The following is a 20,158-nucleotide window of genomic DNA, read 5'->3' as shown; positions in this document are numbered from 1 at the left end:
CCTCAGTTGTACGGCTGCCGAGCGGTTTCGGGGTCGCCGTACGTGATTGCCCGTTCCCGACGGGTTTTCGACGCCAGGGTCGCGCCCCAGTTCAGCACCGTGCTGGCGCGGTTGCGGAACCCGGCGAGGAACGCGATGTGGATGATTCCCCAGGACACCCACCCGATGAACCCGGACAACTGGACCGGCCCTGCCTGCAGCAACGCATGGCGACGTGAAATGTAGGCCGCAGTTCCAAGATCGCGGTACTTGAATGGTTTTCGGCTGGGTACACCGTTCTCGACGGTTGCCGCGATCCGGGCCCCGGCGTGCCGACCGCCCTGCATCGCCACCTCGGCGACACCGGCAAGTTTGTCCCGAGACATGAGATCGCCCACCACGTAGACGTTGGGGTGCCCGGGGACGGTCAGATCGGCTTCCACTTCGATGCGGCCACCGCCGACCTGCTTCACACCCAGCGCAGTGGCCAGGGCCTCGGCGAACGGCACTGCTTCGACGCCTGCGGTCCACAGAATCGTCCGAGTCTCGTACTGCCGCTTCTCTTTTGTCTTCTTGTCCGTCGTCTCGATGCTGGTCTCGCACACATCGGTGACATGCACACCGAGGTGCGTCTCGACGCCGATCCCGTCGAGAGTGCGTTTGGCTGCGGCCGAGAGCTTGCGACTGAACGAGGGCAACACACGATCGTCCCCGTGGAAAAGCAGCACCCGCGCTTCGTCCGGGTCGATGGACCGAAACTCGTTGGTCAGAGCGTGCATTGCCAATTCACGGATCTGTCCGGCCAATTCGACTCCGGTCGGCCCACCGCCCGCCACGGCGAAGGTCAGCCACGGTCGACGCTCCTCCGCCGTCGGGAGCGATTCCGCCATCTCGAACGCGGCAATGAGACTGCGCCTGATGGCCAAAGCGTCGTCGAGCGTTTTCATGCCGGGCGCCCATTTGATGAACTCGTCCTGGCCGTGGTACGACTGCCGCATTCCGGCCGCCACGATCAGGTAGTCGTACGGCAGCTCGAAGGTGGAACCGTCGAAACGACTGGCAGTCAGTACCCCGGCGTCCGCGTCGACCGACTTCGCCTCGCCCAGCACGACGTTCGTGTTCTTGTTGTCCTCGAGCAGATGACGCAGCGGACTCGCGATCTGTCCTTCGGAGAGCAGACCCGTAGCGCACTGGTAAAGCAGTGGCTGGAAGACATGGCTGGTTCCCCGGTCGATCAGAACCACCTCGACGTCGGCCTTCTTGAGTCGTCTAGCCGCGTACAACCCACCGAAGCCGCCACCGACGATCACTACCCGGGGCTTACCGTTCGAAATGTGGATGCTCATCAGACGAACCTCGCTGTCACGGAGTTGGGCAGGAATCGTAGGGCCGCATCTATTCCCTGCCACTTGAGGCCGGGTAGCGCCGCTCTAGTGGTTTCCTTCTCGATGGCGTCGACCATGGCGCTGACGCCTTCGTCCAAACTCGCCATGAGTGCCGCGTCGTCGCCCGCGCCGGCCGACATGTCGGTCTTGATGAACCCCGGCAGCAAGGTGGTGACCCGAATAGGTGTGCGCGACAACTCGATACTGAGCGCCTCACCGAGAGCCGCTACCCCGGCTTTGCTGGCCGAGTAGGCCGCCTTTGACCCGGGTAGCCCTCGATCCGCGCTGATCGAGGAGACGAGAACCAGGTGTCCGGCGTCCTGCGCGCGGAAGATCTCGAGTGCCGCTTCACACTGCGAAAGCGCACCGACAAAATTCGTCTGGGCTGTTGCGAGATTGGCGTGCGCTTTGCCGGTGCCGATCTTCGCGCCCTTGCCGAGTCCGGCGTTCACGATCACTCGGTCCAGGCCACCCAACTCGTCGCGCAGTTCGCCGAAAACTCGGACGACGGAATCGTGTTCGGTCACATCGAGTTCGCGTACCGCGACGCTGATCGAGGGGTACTGCGCGACCAACTCCTCACGCAGCGAGTCGAGACGATCGGTCCGCCGGGCACACAGTGCGAGGTCGCGACCTGCTGCGGCAAATCTCCTGGCCATCTCCTCCCCGAGACCCGAACTGGCACCCGTGATCAAAATCTTCTGCCGCGTCATGGGTGCAACTGTAGCCACCATCGAGCTCTCGTACCCGGCAGTAACCGAGCGAACTCGGACCGATCCGGCATACCGTGGAGCCATGACCGACGAATTCGATGTCATCGTGATCGGCGGTGGGCCCGCCGGCGAGAACGCCGCTGCATACGCCATCGCCGGAAGCAATCGCACCGCCGCAATCGTGGAACACGAACTGGTCGGTGGTGAATGCTCGTATTGGGCTTGTATGCCGAGCAAGGCGCTGTTGCGTCCAGGGCAGGTCCTCGAGGCGGCCGAGGCATTACCGGGAATTCCAGCCGGACCGCTCGACGTCGAGGCCGTCCTGAAACGGCGTGACTCGTTCACCCACAACCACGACGATTCGTCCCAGGTCGACTGGGCCACCTCAGTCGGGATCACCGTGATCAGAGGCCACGGGGTGATCGACGGTGAGCGGGCCGTGACCGTCGACGGGACCCGCAAACTCCGCGCCCGCCAGGCCGTTGTACTCGCGACCGGCACTACTGCCACTGTCCCGACGACGCCGGGGTTGCGAGAGGCACTCCCGTGGACTTCTCGCGATGCGACCAATCTGCACGAAGTTCCGTCGCGCGTGGCGGTCATCGGCGGCGGAGTTGTCGCTACGGAGTGCGCAACGTGGTTGTCGTCGTTCGGCGCTCACGTGACACTGCTCGTGAGGGGCGATGCGCTGTTGAAATCGGCGGAACCGTTTGCCGGAACGATGGTGGCCGAAGCACTCGGCGCCCGCGGGGTGGACGTTCGACTGAGCACCGCGGTCAACTCGGTGTCGCGACGCGATGCCAAGGACACCGGTGAGGGCTACATCCACGGTGGAACTGCCAGCATCGAGACCTCTTCCGGTGTGATCGAGGTCGACGAGGTCATCGTCGCGGCGGGCCGCGGGCCGACATCTGCCGAGCTCGGCTTGTCCGTCATCGGCCTCGAGGACGGCAAGTACGTCACCACCGACGATCACCTCTGTGCCCAAGGTGAATGGCTCTACGCCGTCGGCGACATCAACGGTCGTTCTCCCCTCACTCACATGGGCAAGTATCAGGCGAGAGTCTGCGGAGATGTCATCGCCGCGCGGGCCGAGAGTCGCGGACTGCGGGGACCTCGATACACGGCCTCGGCAGACAACGGACAGGTGCCCCAGGTGGTGTTCACCTCACCCGAGATCGCCTGGGTGGGGCGCACCGAGAAGACAGCTCGCGCCGACGGCTACGACGTCGAAGTCGTGGAGATCGAACTCGCCGTCGCGGGATCGTCGCTGCTGCGCGACGACTACTCGGGACGCGCGAAGTTGGTGATCGACAAGGCCACCGACGTGATCCTCGGCGCCACCTTTGCCGGACCCGAAGTATCGGAGCTGGTGCACGCGGCGACAATCGCGGTTGTCGGCGCCGTACCGTTGGAAACTCTCTGGCATGCTGTGCCCTCGTATCCGACGGTCAGTGAGGTCTGGCTTCGACTACTGGAGGCTCGCCGCTGACGCGCTCCCGAAGTACGTATAGTCGCGACATGGCGTCCGACATACTTGTGACCACGGCCGACGGCACCCTGCGCGGCCGCCGGGTGGGAAAACTTCGTGCCTGGCGCGGAATTCCCTACGCTCGGCCACCGGTCGGAACGCTGCGTCTGACGCGGCCTCAGCCCGTCACGCCGTGGACCGGAGAACGCGACGCGACCAGGTTCGGCGACGCCTCGGTCCAACACAAGAAGGGGCTGTTGCTCGCGCCAGGGAAGTACCAGCCCAGTAGCGAGGACTGCCTGACACTCAACGTGCTCGCTCCGGCGAACACCGGCAGTACGCCGCTCCCCGTCATGGTTTTCATCCACGGCGGGGCGAACACCATCGGAACCTCCGCCACCGGCCTGTACTCCGGCGTGTCCCTCGTCGAACGCGGCAACGTCGTCTACGTCTCGATCAACTACCGCCTCGGTGCTCTGGGGTACCTCGATTTCACACCCTTCTCAACGGCCGAGCGGGCATTCGATTCCAACCTCGGACTGCGCGATCAAGTCGCGGCCCTGCAGTGGGTGCAACGCAACATCGCCGCCTTCGGTGGGGATCCCGAAAAAGTCACGATCTTCGGTGAATCCGCCGGAGCCACTGCCGTCACCACCTTGATGGCTACACCGGCTGCCAAGGGACTGTTCGCTGGTGCCATCGCCGAGAGTTCGGCTCCGGACCTGGTCTCGAGCACGCAGCGATCGCACGCCTGGGGTGCACGTTTCGTCGAGATTCTCAATTCCGGACTACCACCCGCGAAAGCTTTGACCTCGGCGACAGCCGTCGAATTGGGCCGAGCGGGCAGCAAACTCGGCGCCGAGGTGCTGGCGAACACGCCCGGACTGCATCCCTTCGGGCCCGTCGTCGACGGCGACTTCCTGCCGCGCGCGCCCTTGGATGCCTTCAAAGAAGGATCGGCACACCGGGTTCCGATGATCATCGGAACCAACAGGCGGGAGGGAACGCTGTTCCCGAAGGTGCTCGACGCGCTCCCGACCAACCCGTCGCGCATCGACACCATGTTCGCCCTCACCGATCCCGAGGCCGGAAAACGCATCCTCGCAACCTATCCCGGATATCCGGACGAGCAGTCCGCGATCGACGTCGGCGGCGACGTCACGTTCTGGCACCCTTCCGTGGAGTTGATGCAGGCTCACGCGCAATCGGCGCCGACGTACGCCTACCGGTTCGACTTTGCTCCGACGATGATGCGCTGGCTCGGCCTCGACGCCACTCACGGATTCGAGATGTTCGCGGTCTTCGGTATCGGTGACACCGTGATCGGTCGCGGTCTCACTCTTCCCGGCGGTCGGCGAGGATTGCGGGCAGTCACCGAATCCGTTCAGGGACACTGGCTTCACTTCGCCAAGCACGGGGTTCCGCGCGGATCGTGGCCACGGTACGACGCACAGCAGCGCCCGACCATGATCTTCGATCAGATCGTGCGCGTCGAGAACGACCCGAGGCGTGAACAACGCTTGGCCTGGGCCGGATACAGCGGTTACCGTAGCCACGGCACCGACATCTCTCTACCGTGACGAGCTCTCTCGAGATCACTCTCGATTCCGGAGTCGTGCGCGGTCGCGTCGATCGAGGGCTGCGCACTTGGCGGGCTATCCCCTACGCTGCTCCCCCGATCGGCCCCTGGAGATTTCGCGCGCCACAGGCTGTAGAGGCCTGGGATGGAGTCCGCCCGGCGGAAACATTCGGTTCTCCGTCTCCGCAGCGTAAGAGCAACTTCGACGAGAACTCGCTCTTCGTCAACGTCGTGGCCCCGCAGTCCCCTTCGGATTCGCTGCGACCGGTCATGGTCTTCATTCACGGCGGCGCGTACAACGGCGGGAATCCGTCAACGCCCATGTATCGCGGAACGACTCTGGTCGAGCGGGGCGACATCGTCTACGTTTCTGTCCAGTACCGGCTGGGCGCACTGGGTTACCTCGATTTCAGCGAATACTCCACTGCCGAAGAAGTGTTCGAGACGAATCTTGGATTGCGCGATCAGATTGCCGCACTGGAGTGGGTCCAGCGGAACATCGCTGCGTTCGGTGGTGATCCGGATGCTGTCACCGTGTTCGGTGAATCATCCGGCGCAAACGCGGTGACAACTCTGATGGCAACGCCGGCGGCCGAAGGTTTGTTCGCCCGGGCAATCGCTCAAAGTCCCCCGGCTGCTTCGGCATACGGAAAAGATCGAGCGCATCGGTGGGCGCGCGAGTTCCTCGAGATCGCACACGCACCGGCAACCGATCCGGCCTCGTGGCTGCGTTCCGCTTCGGTGAGGGAACTGGTCGATGCCGGCGAAGAACTTGCGCGACGCGGCGCGGACGAAGAACCGGGAACGCGGGCATTCGCCCCTGTAGTGGGTGACGATGTCCTTCCCGAACACCCGCTCGACGTATTCGCCGCCGGACGCGCCCACCCCGTTCCGCTGCTCGTCGGTTCGAATCTCCATGAGGGGCGGATCTTTCCGCGCGTTCTCGACATCTTGCCTACCAACCCGGTTCGTATCGAGAAGATGTTCTCCCACACCTCACCGGAGGTGAAAGAGCGCGCGCTTGCGGCCTACCCGACATATCCGCATCGTTTCGCTGCCGCCGATCTCGGCGGCGACATCACGTTCTGGGAACCGGCAATACTGTGCGCACAGGGCCATTGCCAGGTAGCTCCGACCTACAGCTACCGCTACGATTTTGCGCCGCGACTGCTCAGACTCATCGGCATGAACGCCACCCATGCCACCGAATTGCTTGCCGTCTTCGGACGTTCGGACGCACTCACCGCGGCCCTGACCGCGGTCGGTGGCCGGCGCGGACTGGCTGCAGTGACCTCCACCGTCCAGCGCCACTGGATTCATTTCGCCCGTCACGGAGCGCCGGACCTGGATTGGCCCGCCTACTCCGTGCCGAAGCGGCAAACGATGATCTTCGACGAGACGTCCCGGCTGGAGGACGACCCGATGGGTGAGCGTCGACGAGCCTGGATCGGTTACGAGCACCGACGCTGAAGTCCGATCAGAAGAACTGGCCCTTCACGAAACCTGCCAGCAGGACCGCGAATCCGCCGACCTCACCGAGAATCAGCAGAATCATTCCGAGATGCAGCGGCGGACCGGCAGACTCGAACTGGTTGTCGGTGTCTTTCATCGCACCGTGCGCGATATAGCTGAATATCGCTGCGAGAAAGAAGAACACGACCACTGCTGCACTGGTCAGATTGATCCACGTCGGCCACACACTGAGTTCGACGAACACCGCGATCAACAGTGTTGCGAACGAATACATCAGAGCCGCACGGTGCGCGATGTCGACATACGGATGCGCGAGGTGATTGTCCGAGGTGGCCATCTGTCGGTACTTCCAGATTCCCAGGCACAGCGAGAGCAGGAAGATCAGACCGGCCGCGAGCAGCGTCAGTGACGTGTCGATCCCGAGCATCATCTGCTCACCCCGCAGTGAGCTTCCAGAGAGTCACCGCTGGGTGATCCAGTCGAAGGCGTGTCGTAGACGACGACAAGCACCGTCGCACCACCATCCGACACCGACCGCATCCGGTGTGGCGTATTCGCGTCGAAGTAGAGACTGTCACCGGCGTCGAGGTGAATCGTCTGCCCGGGAATTTCGAATTCGACGGAACCGGAGTGCACGAACACGAACTCCTCTCCCGTGTGATCCATGAACTTCGGGCCCATCACCGAGGCGGGGTGAACTACGAACGGCTGCATGGCCTTTCCGACCAGAGCGGGAGCGATCGGATCGTAGACCGAGGACTCGGCCGAGAAAGCCTGGTCGATAACGCGATCCTTGGCGCGCGCGATCGTCATGACATTGCCCTCCATGCTGTCCGAGAACAGTTGTCCCACATCGGCATCGAGCACGCGCGCAATCTTGAGCGCCACCGCGATCGACGGTGTACTGATGCCCCTCTCGACCTTCGAGAGGTAACTCTTCGTCAGACCGGTCTGCTCGGCCAACCCCTCGAGCGTCAGACCGGCGCGACGCCGATGTGTTCGCAAAAACGCTGCCATTCGAAATCCTCTCACGAGACTTTGTGTCATCACCCTACCAACACATTGACCTGCGGCAATCAGTGCCGAACAAGTCAAGGGTTGCGCAATTCCGTCTTATATGACACTTTGTGTCCTATAGGTGACTTAATGTCTTCCCACCCGGATCCCGAGAAAGGCACACCCCATGACCGACACGATGCAGGCGAGCAAGCAAGAACTCATGGCCACCGCCGAAACGAAGATGCTCACCGAAGTCGCCACAGGTAGCTGGACCCTTCGACAGAAGATCGCACTGACCTGCAGGGCACTGTCGGACGCCGGCCACGATTCCGGCCTCGCCGGCCAGATCTCCGCCCGCGGTGAGCAACCCGGCACATTCGTCACCCAGCGACTCGGCCTCGGGTTCGACGAAATCACCGAGGACAACCTCCTGCTCGTCAACGAGGATCTCGAGGTCCTCGACGGCCAGGGAATGCCGAATCCGGCCAACAGATTCCACAGCTGGATCTACCGCGCGCGGCCCGACGTGAACTGCATCGTCCACACGCACCCACTGCACGCGACGGCATTGTCGATGCTCGAGATTCCCCTCGTCGTATCACAGATGGACATTGCTCCCCTCTACGACGACTGCGCATTTCTCGCCGACTGGCCCGGAGTTCCCGTGGGAAACGAGGAGGGCGAGATCATTTCGGCTGCACTCGGAGACAAGCGAGCAATTCTGCTCGCCCACCACGGCCAACTCGTCGTCGGCAATACCGTCGAAGAGGCATGTTCCCTCGGGCATCTGATCGAACGGGCCGCGCGGCTGCAGTTGCTGGCGATGGCTGCCGGTGACATCAAGCCGCTACCGCCTCGCCTGGCGAAAGAGGCACACGATTGGACGCTGACTCCTCGGCGCAGCGAGGCGAACTTCGCGTACTACGCCCGCCGTGCTCTCCGCAATCATCCAGACACGCTGACCAACTGAATTTCGTTTCTCCCCAACAGAACAGAGAACCTCATGAGCAGCACCATCAAGGGAATCGTCGCCTATCCCATCACCCCGTTCGACCGGGACACCGGAGCCTTCGATCCCAAGCCGCTACACACGCTCCTCGACAGCATGATCAGCAATGGTGTCGACGCGATAGCCCCTCTCGGCAGTACCGGCGAGAGCGCCTATCTCGACGATGCAGAGTGGGAGACGGTCGCTCGGGAAACTGTCGACTACGTCGACCGCCGAGTCCCCACCGTCGTCGGAGTGTCGGATCTGACGACGGCGGGAGCACTCCGCCGAGCATCGATCGCGGCAGACGCAGGCGCCGACGCAATGATGATCCTCCCCACGTCGTACTGGCATCTGGGTGAGCAGGAGATTCGTGAACACGTCACTGCGGTCGCCGATTCCGTCGACATTCCGACGATGATCTACAACAATCCGGCAACCACCGGCATCGACATGTCGCCGGAGTTTCTCGTCGATCTCGTCTCCACCGTCGACGGCATCACGATGATCAAGGAATCCACCGGCGACATCACCAGGATGAACCGCATCAACGAACTGGGCGGTGGCACGATCCCCTTCTTCAACGGCAGCAATCCTCTTGCACTGCAATCTTTCTCTGCCGGCGCAAGCGGATGGTGCACGGCAGCGCCGTGCCTGGCACCCGAACAGGTTGTGCACTTCTGGCGTCTCCTCGAGGCCGGTGATCGGTCGGGCGCCGGCGCCGTGTTCGAACAGATCGAGCCACTCCTGAAGGTCCTCGTCAGTCGCGGACTGCCGTCGACGGTCAAAGCCGGGTTGGAATTTCTCGGCGTCGACGCCGGCCTTCCCCGTCGGCCTCTCCTTCCACTCGACGACGGCACGAGGACAGCTTTGTCCGACGCTCTGTCGGTGGCTCGCGGTGTAATCGTCGCGTCGTGACCTGAGGTGGGAGTGGGTTCCGGCAAGATGGGATGCACACCGACCGAAGGAGGGGCACCATGTCCGTAGATTCACGGTCTGCGAGGATCGCCGTCACCGGCGCTACCGGTCATATCGGCGGACTGGTGGCCCAGTCGTTGGCGGACGCCGGTGTCCCGCAGCGGCTGATCGCACGGTCGGTCAACCGATTACCGCAGCTCGCCGGTGCCGATTCGGCCGAGACCACGTACGGGGATCAGGAGCGCGCTCTCGCGGCTCTGGCCGGAATCGACACCCTCTTCATGGTCTCGGCGGCCGAAAGCGCAGATCGCCTGGTTCAGCACCGCACCTTCATCGACGCTGCAGCGGCAGCCGGGGTCAGGCACATCGTCTACACGTCTTTCCTCGGCGCCGCCCCGGACGCGACGTTCACCCTCGCTCGCGATCACTGGGTCACCGAAGAACATATCCGCGCTTCCGGACTCGCATTCACCTTCCTGCGCGACAGCTTCTACCTCGATTTCCTACCCGCTCTCGCCGGTGAAGACGGTGTGATCCGCGGACCCGCAGGGGATGGTCTCGTCGGCGCGGTAGCGCGGTCCGACATTGCTGCAGTCGCTGTGTCGGTTCTGCAGGATCTGGATTCTCATGTCGGACAGACGTACAACCTGACCGGACGGGAGGCACTGACGCTCTCCGAGGCCGCGAGCATCATCACCGAAGTCACCGGCAAGCGGACCACGTATGTCGAGGAAACGCTCGAGGAAGCCTACGAGTCGCGGGCGTCGTACAACGCGCCCGCTTGGGAGCTCGACGCTTGGGTGTCGACGTACACCGCGATCGCGCAGGGCGAGTTGGCTCTGATCACGACCACAGTGGAGGACCTTGTCGGCAGACCGCCGCTCACATTGCGTGAATTCCTCACGGCGCAGCTCGATATCGCCTGATGCCGCCACGCAAAGCAACCACGGCACGCAAGGCTGCCGCAAAGAAGGCTTCACCCAAGAAGGCTTCACCCAAGAAGGCTTCACCCAAGAAGGCTTCACCCAGGAAGGCCGCCCCGAAAAAAGCAGCACCGAAAAAGAGCACGGCCAAGAAGACCGCCACCAAGACTGTCGCGAAGAAAAGGTCACGCGCGGCGATGCCGGAGGTTCCGACAGCCGGTCCTGGTGAACGAGTCTGGCTCCTCGACGTTCCCTTCCGAACGCCGGCCCCTGGTGCGCAGTTCGTCAAGAAGTGGAAGAGCTACGCGTGGGTAGGTGCTGATCTGCCCGCAGAACTCGCACCGTTCAAGGCACTCCCGTTCTCGTATCAGCAGTGGGTCGAGGACGACATCAATGACAGCATCGGGGAGCGTCCGGTTGCCGCCGCCAAAACTCCTCGGCCCGAGCAGGTTTCGGGGGCGGAGGCTGTTGTCGCCGCTGCACGCTCCGGCAAACGCGGATTTCTGTTGGCCGACAATGCCGGTCTGGGAAAAACGCTGATCGCGGTGATGTCGGCCAAGACAATTGCCGAAGAGCGCGGCGAAACCAACATCCTCGTCCTTGTCGATCGGCCAGCACAGATCACCATTCCGCATTGGCGCTATTCCATCGCCTCGGTGGGCGACGGCGGATTCCGTTGGCTGATCATGTCGCCGGACCAATTGAAGAAGCTGATTGCACGAAACGGCCGTCCCAAGTACACGTTCGGCGTGGTCATTGCGGACGAAGCCCAGCTGTACAGCAACGACACACAGCGCACGGCTGCATTCGAGAAGGTCGCACGCTTTTCTAATGCGCACGAGCAGGCTCCGTTCGTCCTGTCCGTGACGGCAACTCCGGGACATACGCCGGCAGATCAGCGTTACCTGGCACCACTTTTTGCGCAGCTGCATTCAGAACCTTCGGAGTACTGGTCCGACCTGGGTGCCAGGCTTGTCGAGTCCGGCCTGCCACTGGACAAGTCCTACGGGAAGTGGACGTGGAGCGCAGAGGCGAAGGAATCACCGGCACTGCAATCTCAGGCGCTCGAGACCGTGCGCGGGTGGATGTCGAACAGTACACCGCCCTTGATGATTCATCGGCCGACTCCGTGGGGGCCGGTTCCGCTCGACGGTATGCCCATCGACCTCACCCATGCCCAGCGCGCCGAGTACGAGACCGAATGGGCGGAGTACGCCTACGAAATGGGATTGGCTCGTAAGAGCCGCAACGTTGCGCGGGGCCGTGCGCTGGTTCTCCGCTATCGACAGAAAGCGGGAATGATTCGCGCCGAGTCGACGGCACAGTGGGCGCAGGCCCAGGTCAAGGCGGGCAAGCAGGTGTTGGTTGCTGTCGAATTCGTCTCCACGGCAGGCGATCCACTGGTCGAGATGATCGAAGACGCCGGGATCTCTGTGGCAAAACTGTTCGGCGCAGTGCCGGACAAGGAGGGTCAGCGTCTGCGGTTTCAACGCGGGGACGCACCGGTCATCGTCTTCAATGTCACGACCTCGATTTCGCTGCACGCCAACGAAGCGCTCCCCGACGGCACTCACGCGTCCTCGCTGCCACGGACGGGGATCTTTCATCAGCCTCGATACTCGGGAATCGCGGCAGAACAGACATTCGGTCGGTCACATCGCGACTACCAGACGTGTCCGTGGGTCATACCCTTCGGCGTGGGCACCAAGGAAGAGGACGTCGCCACCGTCATGCTGCGCAATCTCAATTCCGTGACCGGTCTGAAGGGCGGCGATCGATCCGGACTGCGTTCACTGTCCGAATTGCTCGGCGTCGAGTGGCTCGAGCCTGACGTCTTGACGTCAGATCCCTGACCATCCACTCGGCATCCAATGGGCACAGACGAACGGTTTCGGAGTTTTGCCCCAATTCCGCTTCACTGAAACCGAATTCGCTTGACCGCTTCCTTCCTTTTGGGACTTTGGGACTCAGATATCTGTGACGCGGCGTGGCACACTGTTTCGAGGTCGGCAGGCCCGATCCCGAAACAGTGCCGAGAAAGCGAGAGGTCCGATGCGCAATATCTACCGTTCATTGATGCGCAATGTCGGCCATACACAATGGTTCTCGGATCTCGGGAAGGATCTGGTTCCGCTCGATCGGGCGGTACAGAAGGTGTCGGGTGGCAAACTCTCACTTGTCGGAGAGAACACCGTGACTCAGCTACTGCTCACCACGACGGGCCGTAAGACGGGCCGTTCTCGCACCACACCCCTTCTGTACGCACCGGACGGCGATGCCTTTGTCGTCGTCGGATCCAACTGGGGGCAGGATACGCATCCAGCGTGGACACTCAACTTGATGGCAAACCCCGCCGCGATCGTGACGGTGAAGGGCGTTGAAATACCGGTCGGTGCGAGTCTGGCGGAGGGCGCCACGCGTAAGAAGCTGTGGGAACTCGCGACCACCACGTGGCCGCCGTACGAAACCTACGCCGATCGAGCATTCGGGCGCCAGATCCGCGTATTTCGACTCCAACCTGTCAAATAGCTGCTGCCAGGCGCAGGATGGGAAGGACCACCCTGCCGATCTCAGGAGCATTCGCGCATGTCCACAGCACTGACTCACGCAGTAGACGCACAGACCAAAGCCTCCAACGGGCGGATCGCACTGGAACCCAATCCTCGCCGAATTCGAGCGTTCTTCGCTGGTCACGCCATCGCAGACACCACTGGTTCGGTGTATCTGTTCGAGCGCGGTCGCCTGCCGATGTACTACATCCCCCTCGCCGATGTTCGCACCGAATTTCTCGTTCCGACGTCGACGACCACTCATTGCCCGTGGAAGGGTGACGCGACGTACTGGAACATCGAAATCGGGGATCACCGCGCCGAGGACGCCGTGTGGTCATATCCCGAACAGTTCGACGGTTCCTTGGACCTGAGTGAGTACGTCGCGTTCTACTGGGATCGCATGGACGCCTGGTACGAGGAGGATCAACAGGTCTTCGTCCACGCCCGCGATCCATACGTACGTATCGACGCACTCCCCTCGTCCCGCCACGTCGAGGTTTTCGTCGGCGACGTCCTGGTCGCCGAGACGACACGACCCAGACTGCTCTTCGAAACCGGTCTGCCCACGCAGTACTACATTCCGAGAATCGACGTTCGCAGCGAGCACTTTGCGCCGTCGCCGACCACCACGGCCTGCCCCTACAAGGGCACTGCATCGTATCTGTCGTTCACCGGCACAAGCGAACTCGCTCCGATCGAGGATCTGGCGTGGTTCTATCCGTTCAGTACCGACGAAGCGTCCGGGATCGACGACCACGTGTCGTTCTATCCCGAACGCGTCGGCAAGATCCTGGTGGACGGTGCCGAAATCTGAGAGGCGGGAGCCGAGAAGGAGTGGGTGCCTATCCCACCGCGACAGGGGATTCCGGGACCAGTAGTTCGGCCGTCTCCAACCGGCGATCGTGCATCCACACCAACGCCGTTGCGACGGAGAAGACCAACCCGGCGATGCAGACTCCAGTCCATCCGTACGACTTCCACACCACCGACCCCACTGCCGAGCCCACCGCAGCACCGACGAAGTAGGTGGTCATGTACACCGAGTTCACACGCGAACGCGCTTCGGGGACAAGGGCATAGATGACGTTCTGGTTGCTGACGTGCACTCCCTGCAGTGCGAGATCGGCAAGAACGATGGCGACGAGAAACCACACCACGTGCGTGGCACCGGCGACAAAGGGAAGCCACGACACCAAGAGAATCGCAATAGCGCCGCCGGTCGCCACCTGACCCAATCCCCGATCGGCCAGTCTGCCCGCCACCGTCGCCATCAATGCTCCCGCCACACCGAGTAGTCCGACCAAGCCGATTTGAGTGTCGCTGTAGCCGAACTCGCTGGAGAGAAGAAAGGCCATCGTCGTGAAGACGGTGCTGACAGCAGCAAAAGCCAACCCGCCCATGGCCGATCGGGTTCTCAGGCGTGGCAAGGTCGCAGCCAACTTCCCTACCGAAGCAAGCGTGGCGCCGTAACCGGCCTTCGGTCGATCTGCGGAATCGGAAGGCAGAGATCGCCACAATGCGACGGCCATCACCACCATCAACACCGCCGCCACCTTGTAGACCGTCGACCAACCTCCCAGTCCGGAGAGCACGCCGGCAACGCTGCGCGCCAACAGGATTCCGATCAGCAGCCCGCTCATGATCGTGCCGACCACCTGACCGGACCTCTCAGGTTCGGCCAGTGAGGCGGCGAACGGAATCAGCACCTGGGCAGCGACCGAAAAGACTCCAGCGACTGCGATTCCCACTGCCAGCGTGGCAAAGTTGGGTGCAAATCCGCTGACCGCTTGACCGGTCGCCGCCAACAGCATGAGCCCTACCGTCAGCTTGCGTCGGTCCACCATGTCGCCTACCGGAACCAGAAGTATCAATCCGAGTGCATACGCGACCTGTGCGATGGTCACCGTCGCGGCCGCTGCGGAGGCCGACACATTCAGGTGATCCGCGATGGAATCGAGGAGTGGCTGATTGAAATAGTTACCGCCCGCGCACAGGCCCGTCGCGGCAGCCATCAGCAGCACTATGGGTAGTCCGAGCCTCGGACGCGCGTCGCTTGAAATCATGTCGTCAAGCATGACCGCCCACACCGACGCGCGTCCAATAGATAGATATGCATGATCTATCTCCAGAAACGATAGATTGGTCCAATGGAACTACGTCACATCCGCTACGCCCTCGCCGTTGCGGAAGACAGACATTTCAGCCGAGCGGCCGCGCGGTTGCACGTTTCCCAGTCCGCCCTGAGTGCCCAGATCCGAGACCTCGAGAAGGAACTGGGAGTGGAACTGTTCAACCGGAACAGTCGAAACGTCGGACTGACCGCCGCCGGCGAGGTTTTTGTTGCCCGCTCTCGTGAAGTGCTCGGTGCCATGTCGAGGCTGGTCAGCGACGTCTCGGCGCAGAGCAACGAGCAAGTGCGACTGACGGTGGGCACCATCACCTCGGCCGGGCGCGTCGACGTCGGCCGCGCCCTGGCAGATCTGACGCGTCGGCATCCCGCCATCAACGTCACCGTGCGGCCCTACGGCAGTGAAGTAGTTATCGAAGGAGTCCGGTCCGGCGCAATCGACGTCGGCATCGTCGGATTGGCCGCAGGTCGCCTACCCAAGAGCTTTGCCGCCGCGCCGTTGTGGAGTGAACCCACCGCGGCGTTTGTTGCTCCCGACCATCCCTTCGCCCAGGCCTCGTCGATCAGGCTCGAAGACTTACGAGATCACACTCTCGTGGACTTCGCCTCCGGCAGCGAGGCTCGCGTCCAGACCGATCAGGCGTTCGCCGAATCACAAGTTCCTCGCGGAAAAACGCTCGAAGCCAACTCCGTGGACCTGATCTGTTCACTGACCGCCAACGGCCTGGGCGTCGGCTTGCTCCCCCAGTCCATGAGCGCTCCACATCCCGAACTGGTCTGCATTCCCATCACCGACGCACCGCATCGGATCGTCCACGCCATCACCGAACCAGCCCATTCGTCGGCACTCGCTCGCGAATTCGTCGAACTGCTCGCCGCGCAATTCACTACTTGAGTAATTTCGACATTCGCCTGTCCGCCAACGGCTTACCGCCAGTCTGACACGTCGCGCAGTACTGAAAAGAACGCTCCGCGAACGAGACTTCGCGTACGACATCACCGCACACCGGGCAGGGAAGTCCGGTGCGAGCATGTACTCGCATCCCCGAGCGTTTCTCACCTTTGAGCCTGGCCGCGTCCTGGCCTTCCGAACGCTCGATCGCGTCGGCAAGTGTTGATCGCATCACGGCATACAGCACCGAAATCTGTTCCGGCGTCAGCCGCGACGAGGTCGCGAAGGGCGAGAGTTTCGCGGTGTGAAGAATCTCGTCCGAGTAGGCGTTCCCGATGCCTGCGATCAACGACTGATCGACTATCGAGTTCTTGATCCGCGCCGAGGTTCCGCCCAGAATCTCTGCGAACTCCGCTTCGGTCACAGCCATCGCGTCCGGCCCCAGTCTGGCGATTCCCGGAACCTCCTGCGGATCGTTCACCACCCAGACGGCGAGGCGCTTCTTGGTACCTGCCTCGGTGAGATCGAATGCCGGCGTCAACCCTTCAGGTGTGAAGAAATGAATGCGCAGCGCCAACGGCCCCTTGCCGGGCTTCGGCGGTGTTGCCGACGGATTGTCGAGCCAGCGCATCCACCCTGCTCTGGAGAGATGCGTGACCAACCACAATCCGTCGCAATCGAGGGCCAGATGCTTTCCGAAGCGGGCAGCGCCCGTCACATCGCGCCCCTGCAGAGCAGTGATCGGCGGATCGAAGGTCTTGAGCACACTCAGTGCAGCGATGTCGACGCGTCCCACCACCGCGCCTACCGCGTGCTGACGAAGGAACCCTGCCAGCGCTTCCACCTCGGGTAGTTCAGGCATGGCAACAGACTAACGCCGACCACGGACACACACAGTGCGCTCAGTCCGTTTCGGTATGCAGAACCACCGAGTGCCCACCGCGTGCCTTCGCGGAGTACATCGCCCGATCCGCTCGTCGCAGCAGAGTCGGGTAAGCGACCAGCGCACCTTCCGATGATTCGAAAGGCCCTGCGATCTTCGCGATTCCGACGCTCATGGCTACGGCGGGATGATCGTAGGACGTAATCGTCGAGTGTCGAAGTTCGTGCGCGAGTCGATCGATCGAGCGTTGATCGACCGAATCGACGATGACGAACTCGTCGCCGCCGATCCGTGCGATCAACGCTGTCGGGCCGGCACATTCGACCAGTCTCGCGCCGACTTTCTCGATCACAGCGTCGCCGACGGTGTGTCCGTACTCGTCGTTGATGGCCTTGAATCGATTGATGTCGACCGCAGCGACAACCAAGAGCGCCGGGTGCGTGTACGACTTCTCCAGCAACAGTCGTACTTCGTCGGCCAGTCCCCTCCTGTTGAGCAGTCCAGTTAGCGGGTCCAATTGCGAATTCAGCGCGTCGGTGCCGAGGATGGAGAAAACGAACTGACAGGCAAAGGGAATCACGTAGATCGCCGCGCCGACCAGTACTACCAACGCAACCAGAACCGGAACATCAGAATAGTTTCGGACAACGGAAATGCGTGTCACGATTCCGATGACAACGACGAATACCCACACCATGTGCAGGGTCTGCATCCGAGCATTGTGGAAGAACGCGATGTAACCGCCGATCACCGAGAACATCACGGCATGTGCCAGTGCCGCAAGTGGGTTGGAGTACAACAGCATTGCGGCCGCTATTCCCACCTCCGAATAGAGCACGAACGCGTACGACCAGGAACGGGAGAGATTACGCCTCGTCGAGAGGGCGACGGCCATGATCACAGTGACGACGATGATGACGGTATTCGCGGTGCGTGCATGGGGACTGGTCGGCCCCTGTGGACTGAAGCGAGTCAGGAACATGATGACGGTGACCAGCACCAACGAGCAGACGACAAGAAACCGCGAAGCGACGGTCAGCCCTTTGTCCGCGAGATAACGATTGAAGGTGTCGAATTGGTCCGGCCGCCGATACCAATCAGCCAGTTGAGACGAGATCAGGCGGAACGCAGAGGCCGAGAGCGGTCGGTGCGACGCGACGGCGTCCGTTCGCTCCACACTCTCGGCAGATTCCATAAGGTCAGGGTAATCCAGTCAACTCCCCGCAATCAGACAATTCTCACTGTTTGCCGTCCCACATCACAACCTGATCGCCGCCGGCGGCCTTCGCGCGATACATCGAGGCGTCTGCTACTCGAAACAGGTCCGTCAACTCCTCGTCGGAAATAATCGAAGACCATTCGGCGGAGGTGATCGCAACTCCGACGCTGGTTGTCACCGCCGGATCACGGTCGTCGATTCGCAAGTGTCTTCGCAGACTGTCCTCGAAAGCAGGCGCTGCCCCGACGTCGATCGTGTCCACCAAGACGAACTCGTCCCCACCGAACCTGGCGAAGAGCGCGTTCTCGCTGCCGCACCATCGCAGTCGATCAGCAATCTGGCGGAGGACGAGATCGCCTTCTTCGTGCCCGTGCGAGTCGTTGACGGTCTTGAACGAATCGACATCGACGATTGCGACGACATACGAAGATTTGCTCGACGCACGTCCAGTCGCTCCCATTTCGACAACAGCTCGCTGCAGCCCACGACGATTCAGCAGGCCGGTCAACGGATCGACATCCGAACTGTCGGCGTCGGATCCGAGAAGAGAGAGGACGAACTGGCAGGCGAACGGAATGACCACGATCCCGGTTGCGATGATCAGACAGAGCGCCGTGGCCAGCGCAGGATCCGCGTAGATCGCGACCTTTCGGCCGATCAATGCCAGCACCACGATGGAGAACACCATGTGGAACGCCTGGAGTCGGGCGTTGTGGAAGTAGGCGATGTAACCGCCGATCAACACGAAGAGCACACACTGGATCAAGCCGATGAACGGATCGCTGTTGAGGAACACGCCGACGAATACGCCGACCTCGCAGTAGGCGACGAAAAAATACGACCACCGTCGTGTGATTTCGAGCAGAAGGCAGAAGAGCACGATCACCGCGCCCGTGGCGGCGATGATCACGGCGTTGACGACGCTGGTGACATGGCTGTGAACGCCTGCGTCGCTGAAGCGCAACATGGTCATCGCGATGATGACCGTCGTCAGGGAGCCGATTACCAGCAACCGAACAGCTAGCTCGAGGCCCTTCGTGGCGAGGTATCGATTGAAACTGTCGAATTGATCAGGACGCCGATACCACTGGACGAGAAGGCCGAAGGCCGACTTCACAGCTGACTTTTCACGGCCACGAGGCGCGGGCAGAATCGACTGCAGTCGGTCCGGCCCGAACGATGTCATGCGCAGATCATAGGTGCGCAGACCGTCGTCGGGGCTCAAGAGCGCAGGATCGAATGTGCAATCCGCGGCCGGTTGTCAGCGCCGAAGGAGGTACGTATCCATGATCCAGCCGTGCTTCTCACGCAACTCCGCCCGGCGCGCGACGATCCGATCTTCGACCTCACGCAGGTTGCCGGAAATCAGCTCCTCGTCCGAGGTTCCGAGGTACGCGCCCCACCAGATTTCGGCTTCGTCTTCGCTCACCTGAGTAAACGTGCAATGCGCGTCGAGCATGACGATGGCGTTGTCCACTCCGTCGGGCAAGCCCTCGGCCAGTTTGCGGCCGGTCGTGATGTGGATCGGTTCGCCGATTCGGTTCAGGACGATTCGGTGTTGTGCAGCCAACGACTGCACACTCGTGATTCCCGGGATGACGGAGTAATCGAACGACACTTTCCCGCGAGCGAGCACGCGCTCGACGATCCGCAGAGTGCTGTCGTAGAGGGACGGGTCACCCCAGACGAGAATGGCGCCGACTCCAGGTTCGGCCGCGAATTCCGCTTCGAATTTCGCTGCCCTGCGCTCGTGCCAGTCCTCGACGACACCTTCGTAATCGGTCGGGGTTCGATCCCGCGGTGGGTCCGTGATCTCGACCACCTTGTAGTCGAGGTGAACGTGTTCGTCGAGGATTCCGGTTCGCAGGTCGACCAGAGCCTGCTTCTCGTCACCCTTTCCGATGATGAAGAAGGTATCGGCCCTGTTCATGGCCTTGATCGCCTGGACAGTCACCTGGTCGGGATCACCAGCACCGATACCGATCACCAAGAGTTCGCGCATGTGCCGAGGCTATATTGCTGTGCGCCTTTATTAACCGCCGGAGGTTAATAAAGG

The 20,158-nt window shown here is 62.1% G+C and carries 19 protein-coding genes; 10 read left to right on the top strand and 9 right to left on the bottom strand.

The annotated features are described in order from the left end of the window. Positions 1 to 2: 2 nt before the first annotated feature. Both ABWI03_RS05660 and ABWI03_RS05655 read right to left on the bottom strand, forming a co-directional pair. The gene (locus tag ABWI03_RS05660) at positions 3 to 1,325 is read right to left on the bottom strand and encodes an NAD(P)/FAD-dependent oxidoreductase (RefSeq protein WP_166809443.1); all 1,323 of its coding nucleotides are present in this window, start codon (positions 1,323 to 1,325) and stop codon (positions 3 to 5) included. Then, positions 1,325 to 2,077: an SDR family oxidoreductase gene (locus tag ABWI03_RS05655; protein WP_296552562.1), complete on the bottom strand. Its 753-nt coding sequence runs from the start codon at positions 2,075 to 2,077 to the stop codon at positions 1,325 to 1,327. Before ABWI03_RS05655 ends, ABWI03_RS05660 begins: the two co-directional genes overlap by 1 nt. An 82-nt stretch (positions 2,078 to 2,159) precedes the next feature. On the opposite strand from ABWI03_RS05655, the gene ABWI03_RS05650 reads away from it, so the two are divergent. The 3 genes from ABWI03_RS05650 to ABWI03_RS05640 are packed head-to-tail and all read left to right on the top strand — an operon-like array spanning position 2,160 to position 6,597. Then, positions 2,160 to 3,569 (top strand): dihydrolipoyl dehydrogenase family protein, encoded by a 1,410-nt coding sequence (locus ABWI03_RS05650; RefSeq protein WP_298777822.1) that lies wholly within the window; start codon positions 2,160 to 2,162, stop codon positions 3,567 to 3,569. 29 nt (positions 3,570 to 3,598) lie between these two features. After that, positions 3,599 to 5,128, top strand: a complete 1,530-nt coding sequence (locus ABWI03_RS05645) for a carboxylesterase/lipase family protein (RefSeq protein WP_298777417.1) — start codon at positions 3,599 to 3,601, stop codon at positions 5,126 to 5,128. Then, positions 5,125 to 6,597 carry a carboxylesterase/lipase family protein gene (locus ABWI03_RS05640; RefSeq protein ID WP_298777416.1) on the top strand — a complete coding sequence of 491 codons (1,473 nt, stop codon included), beginning with the start codon at positions 5,125 to 5,127 and terminating at the stop codon, positions 6,595 to 6,597. The genes ABWI03_RS05645 and ABWI03_RS05640 overlap by 4 nt, the downstream gene beginning before the upstream one ends. Positions 6,598 to 6,604: 7 nt before the next feature. Here the strand turns inward: ABWI03_RS05640 and ABWI03_RS05635 are convergent, their stop codons facing one another. Together ABWI03_RS05635 and ABWI03_RS05630 are read right to left on the bottom strand one after the other, a co-directional pair. Further along, positions 6,605 to 7,030 (bottom strand): hypothetical protein, encoded by a 426-nt coding sequence (locus ABWI03_RS05635; RefSeq protein WP_095971096.1) that lies wholly within the window; start codon positions 7,028 to 7,030, stop codon positions 6,605 to 6,607. Then, on the bottom strand, positions 7,027 to 7,617 hold the full coding sequence (locus tag ABWI03_RS05630; RefSeq protein WP_298777415.1) for a helix-turn-helix domain-containing protein: 591 nt from the start codon (positions 7,615 to 7,617) through the stop codon (positions 7,027 to 7,029). Before ABWI03_RS05630 ends, ABWI03_RS05635 begins: the two co-directional genes overlap by 4 nt. A 166-nt stretch (positions 7,618 to 7,783) precedes the next feature. On the opposite strand from ABWI03_RS05630, the gene ABWI03_RS05625 reads away from it, so the two are divergent. From ABWI03_RS05625 to ABWI03_RS05600, 6 genes are all read left to right on the top strand, one after another. Next, on the top strand, positions 7,784 to 8,569 hold the full coding sequence (locus ABWI03_RS05625) for an aldolase (RefSeq protein ID WP_200316299.1): 786 nt from the start codon (positions 7,784 to 7,786) through the stop codon (positions 8,567 to 8,569). 33 nt (positions 8,570 to 8,602) lie between these two features. Then, the gene (locus tag ABWI03_RS05620) at positions 8,603 to 9,505 is read left to right on the top strand and encodes a dihydrodipicolinate synthase family protein (protein ID WP_095971099.1); all 903 of its coding nucleotides are present in this window, start codon (positions 8,603 to 8,605) and stop codon (positions 9,503 to 9,505) included. Between the two features lie 59 nt (positions 9,506 to 9,564). Continuing rightward, positions 9,565 to 10,431: an SDR family oxidoreductase gene (locus tag ABWI03_RS05615; protein ID WP_298777414.1), complete on the top strand. Its 867-nt coding sequence runs from the start codon at positions 9,565 to 9,567 to the stop codon at positions 10,429 to 10,431. After that, positions 10,431 to 12,281, top strand: coding sequence for a DEAD/DEAH box helicase family protein (locus tag ABWI03_RS05610; RefSeq protein ID WP_298777412.1), 1,851 nt, complete (start codon positions 10,431 to 10,433; stop codon positions 12,279 to 12,281). Before ABWI03_RS05615 ends, ABWI03_RS05610 begins: the two co-directional genes overlap by 1 nt. Before the next feature lie 223 nt (positions 12,282 to 12,504). Continuing rightward, the gene (locus ABWI03_RS05605; RefSeq protein WP_234036838.1) at positions 12,505 to 12,957 is read left to right on the top strand and encodes a nitroreductase/quinone reductase family protein; all 453 of its coding nucleotides are present in this window, start codon (positions 12,505 to 12,507) and stop codon (positions 12,955 to 12,957) included. Between the two features lie 57 nt (positions 12,958 to 13,014). Further along, positions 13,015 to 13,794 (top strand): DUF427 domain-containing protein, encoded by a 780-nt coding sequence (locus tag ABWI03_RS05600; protein ID WP_298777408.1) that lies wholly within the window; start codon positions 13,015 to 13,017, stop codon positions 13,792 to 13,794. A 28-nt stretch (positions 13,795 to 13,822) separates the two neighbouring features. Here the strand turns inward: ABWI03_RS05600 and ABWI03_RS05595 are convergent, their stop codons facing one another. Next, complete coding sequence (locus ABWI03_RS05595; RefSeq protein ID WP_298777407.1) at positions 13,823 to 15,055, bottom strand: MFS transporter; 1,233 nt, start codon at positions 15,053 to 15,055, stop codon at positions 13,823 to 13,825. A gap of 72 nt (positions 15,056 to 15,127) precedes the next feature. On the opposite strand from ABWI03_RS05595, the gene ABWI03_RS05590 reads away from it, so the two are divergent. Next, positions 15,128 to 16,003: a LysR family transcriptional regulator gene (locus ABWI03_RS05590; RefSeq protein ID WP_095971105.1), complete on the top strand. Its 876-nt coding sequence runs from the start codon at positions 15,128 to 15,130 to the stop codon at positions 16,001 to 16,003. Here ABWI03_RS05590 and ABWI03_RS05585 read toward each other — a convergent pair. The 4 genes from ABWI03_RS05585 to cobF form a co-directional block, all read right to left on the bottom strand. Continuing rightward, positions 15,996 to 16,862, bottom strand: coding sequence for an Fpg/Nei family DNA glycosylase (locus ABWI03_RS05585; RefSeq protein ID WP_200316312.1), 867 nt, complete (start codon positions 16,860 to 16,862; stop codon positions 15,996 to 15,998). The two genes, ABWI03_RS05590 and ABWI03_RS05585, sit on opposite strands and share 8 nt — an antisense overlap. 40 nt (positions 16,863 to 16,902) lie before the next feature. Further along, the gene (locus ABWI03_RS05580) at positions 16,903 to 18,078 is read right to left on the bottom strand and encodes a GGDEF domain-containing protein (RefSeq protein WP_298777400.1); all 1,176 of its coding nucleotides are present in this window, start codon (positions 18,076 to 18,078) and stop codon (positions 16,903 to 16,905) included. Positions 18,079 to 18,121: 43 nt separating this feature from the next. Then, positions 18,122 to 19,288, bottom strand: coding sequence for a GGDEF domain-containing protein (locus ABWI03_RS05575; RefSeq protein WP_298777398.1), 1,167 nt, complete (start codon positions 19,286 to 19,288; stop codon positions 18,122 to 18,124). A gap of 75 nt (positions 19,289 to 19,363) precedes the next feature. Further along, positions 19,364 to 20,104, bottom strand: coding sequence for a precorrin-6A synthase (deacetylating) (cobF, locus tag ABWI03_RS05570; protein WP_298777396.1), 741 nt, complete (start codon positions 20,102 to 20,104; stop codon positions 19,364 to 19,366). Between the last annotated feature and the right edge of the window lie 54 nt (positions 20,105 to 20,158).

Origin of the sequence: Rhodococcus baikonurensis (assembly GCF_040489275.1) — a bacterium.
Taxonomy (GTDB): domain Bacteria; phylum Actinomycetota; class Actinomycetes; order Mycobacteriales; family Mycobacteriaceae; genus Rhodococcus_F; species Rhodococcus_F baikonurensis.
The sequence above is the reverse complement of the archived record's forward strand: the minus strand, read 5'-3'. Positions and strand labels throughout refer to the sequence as shown.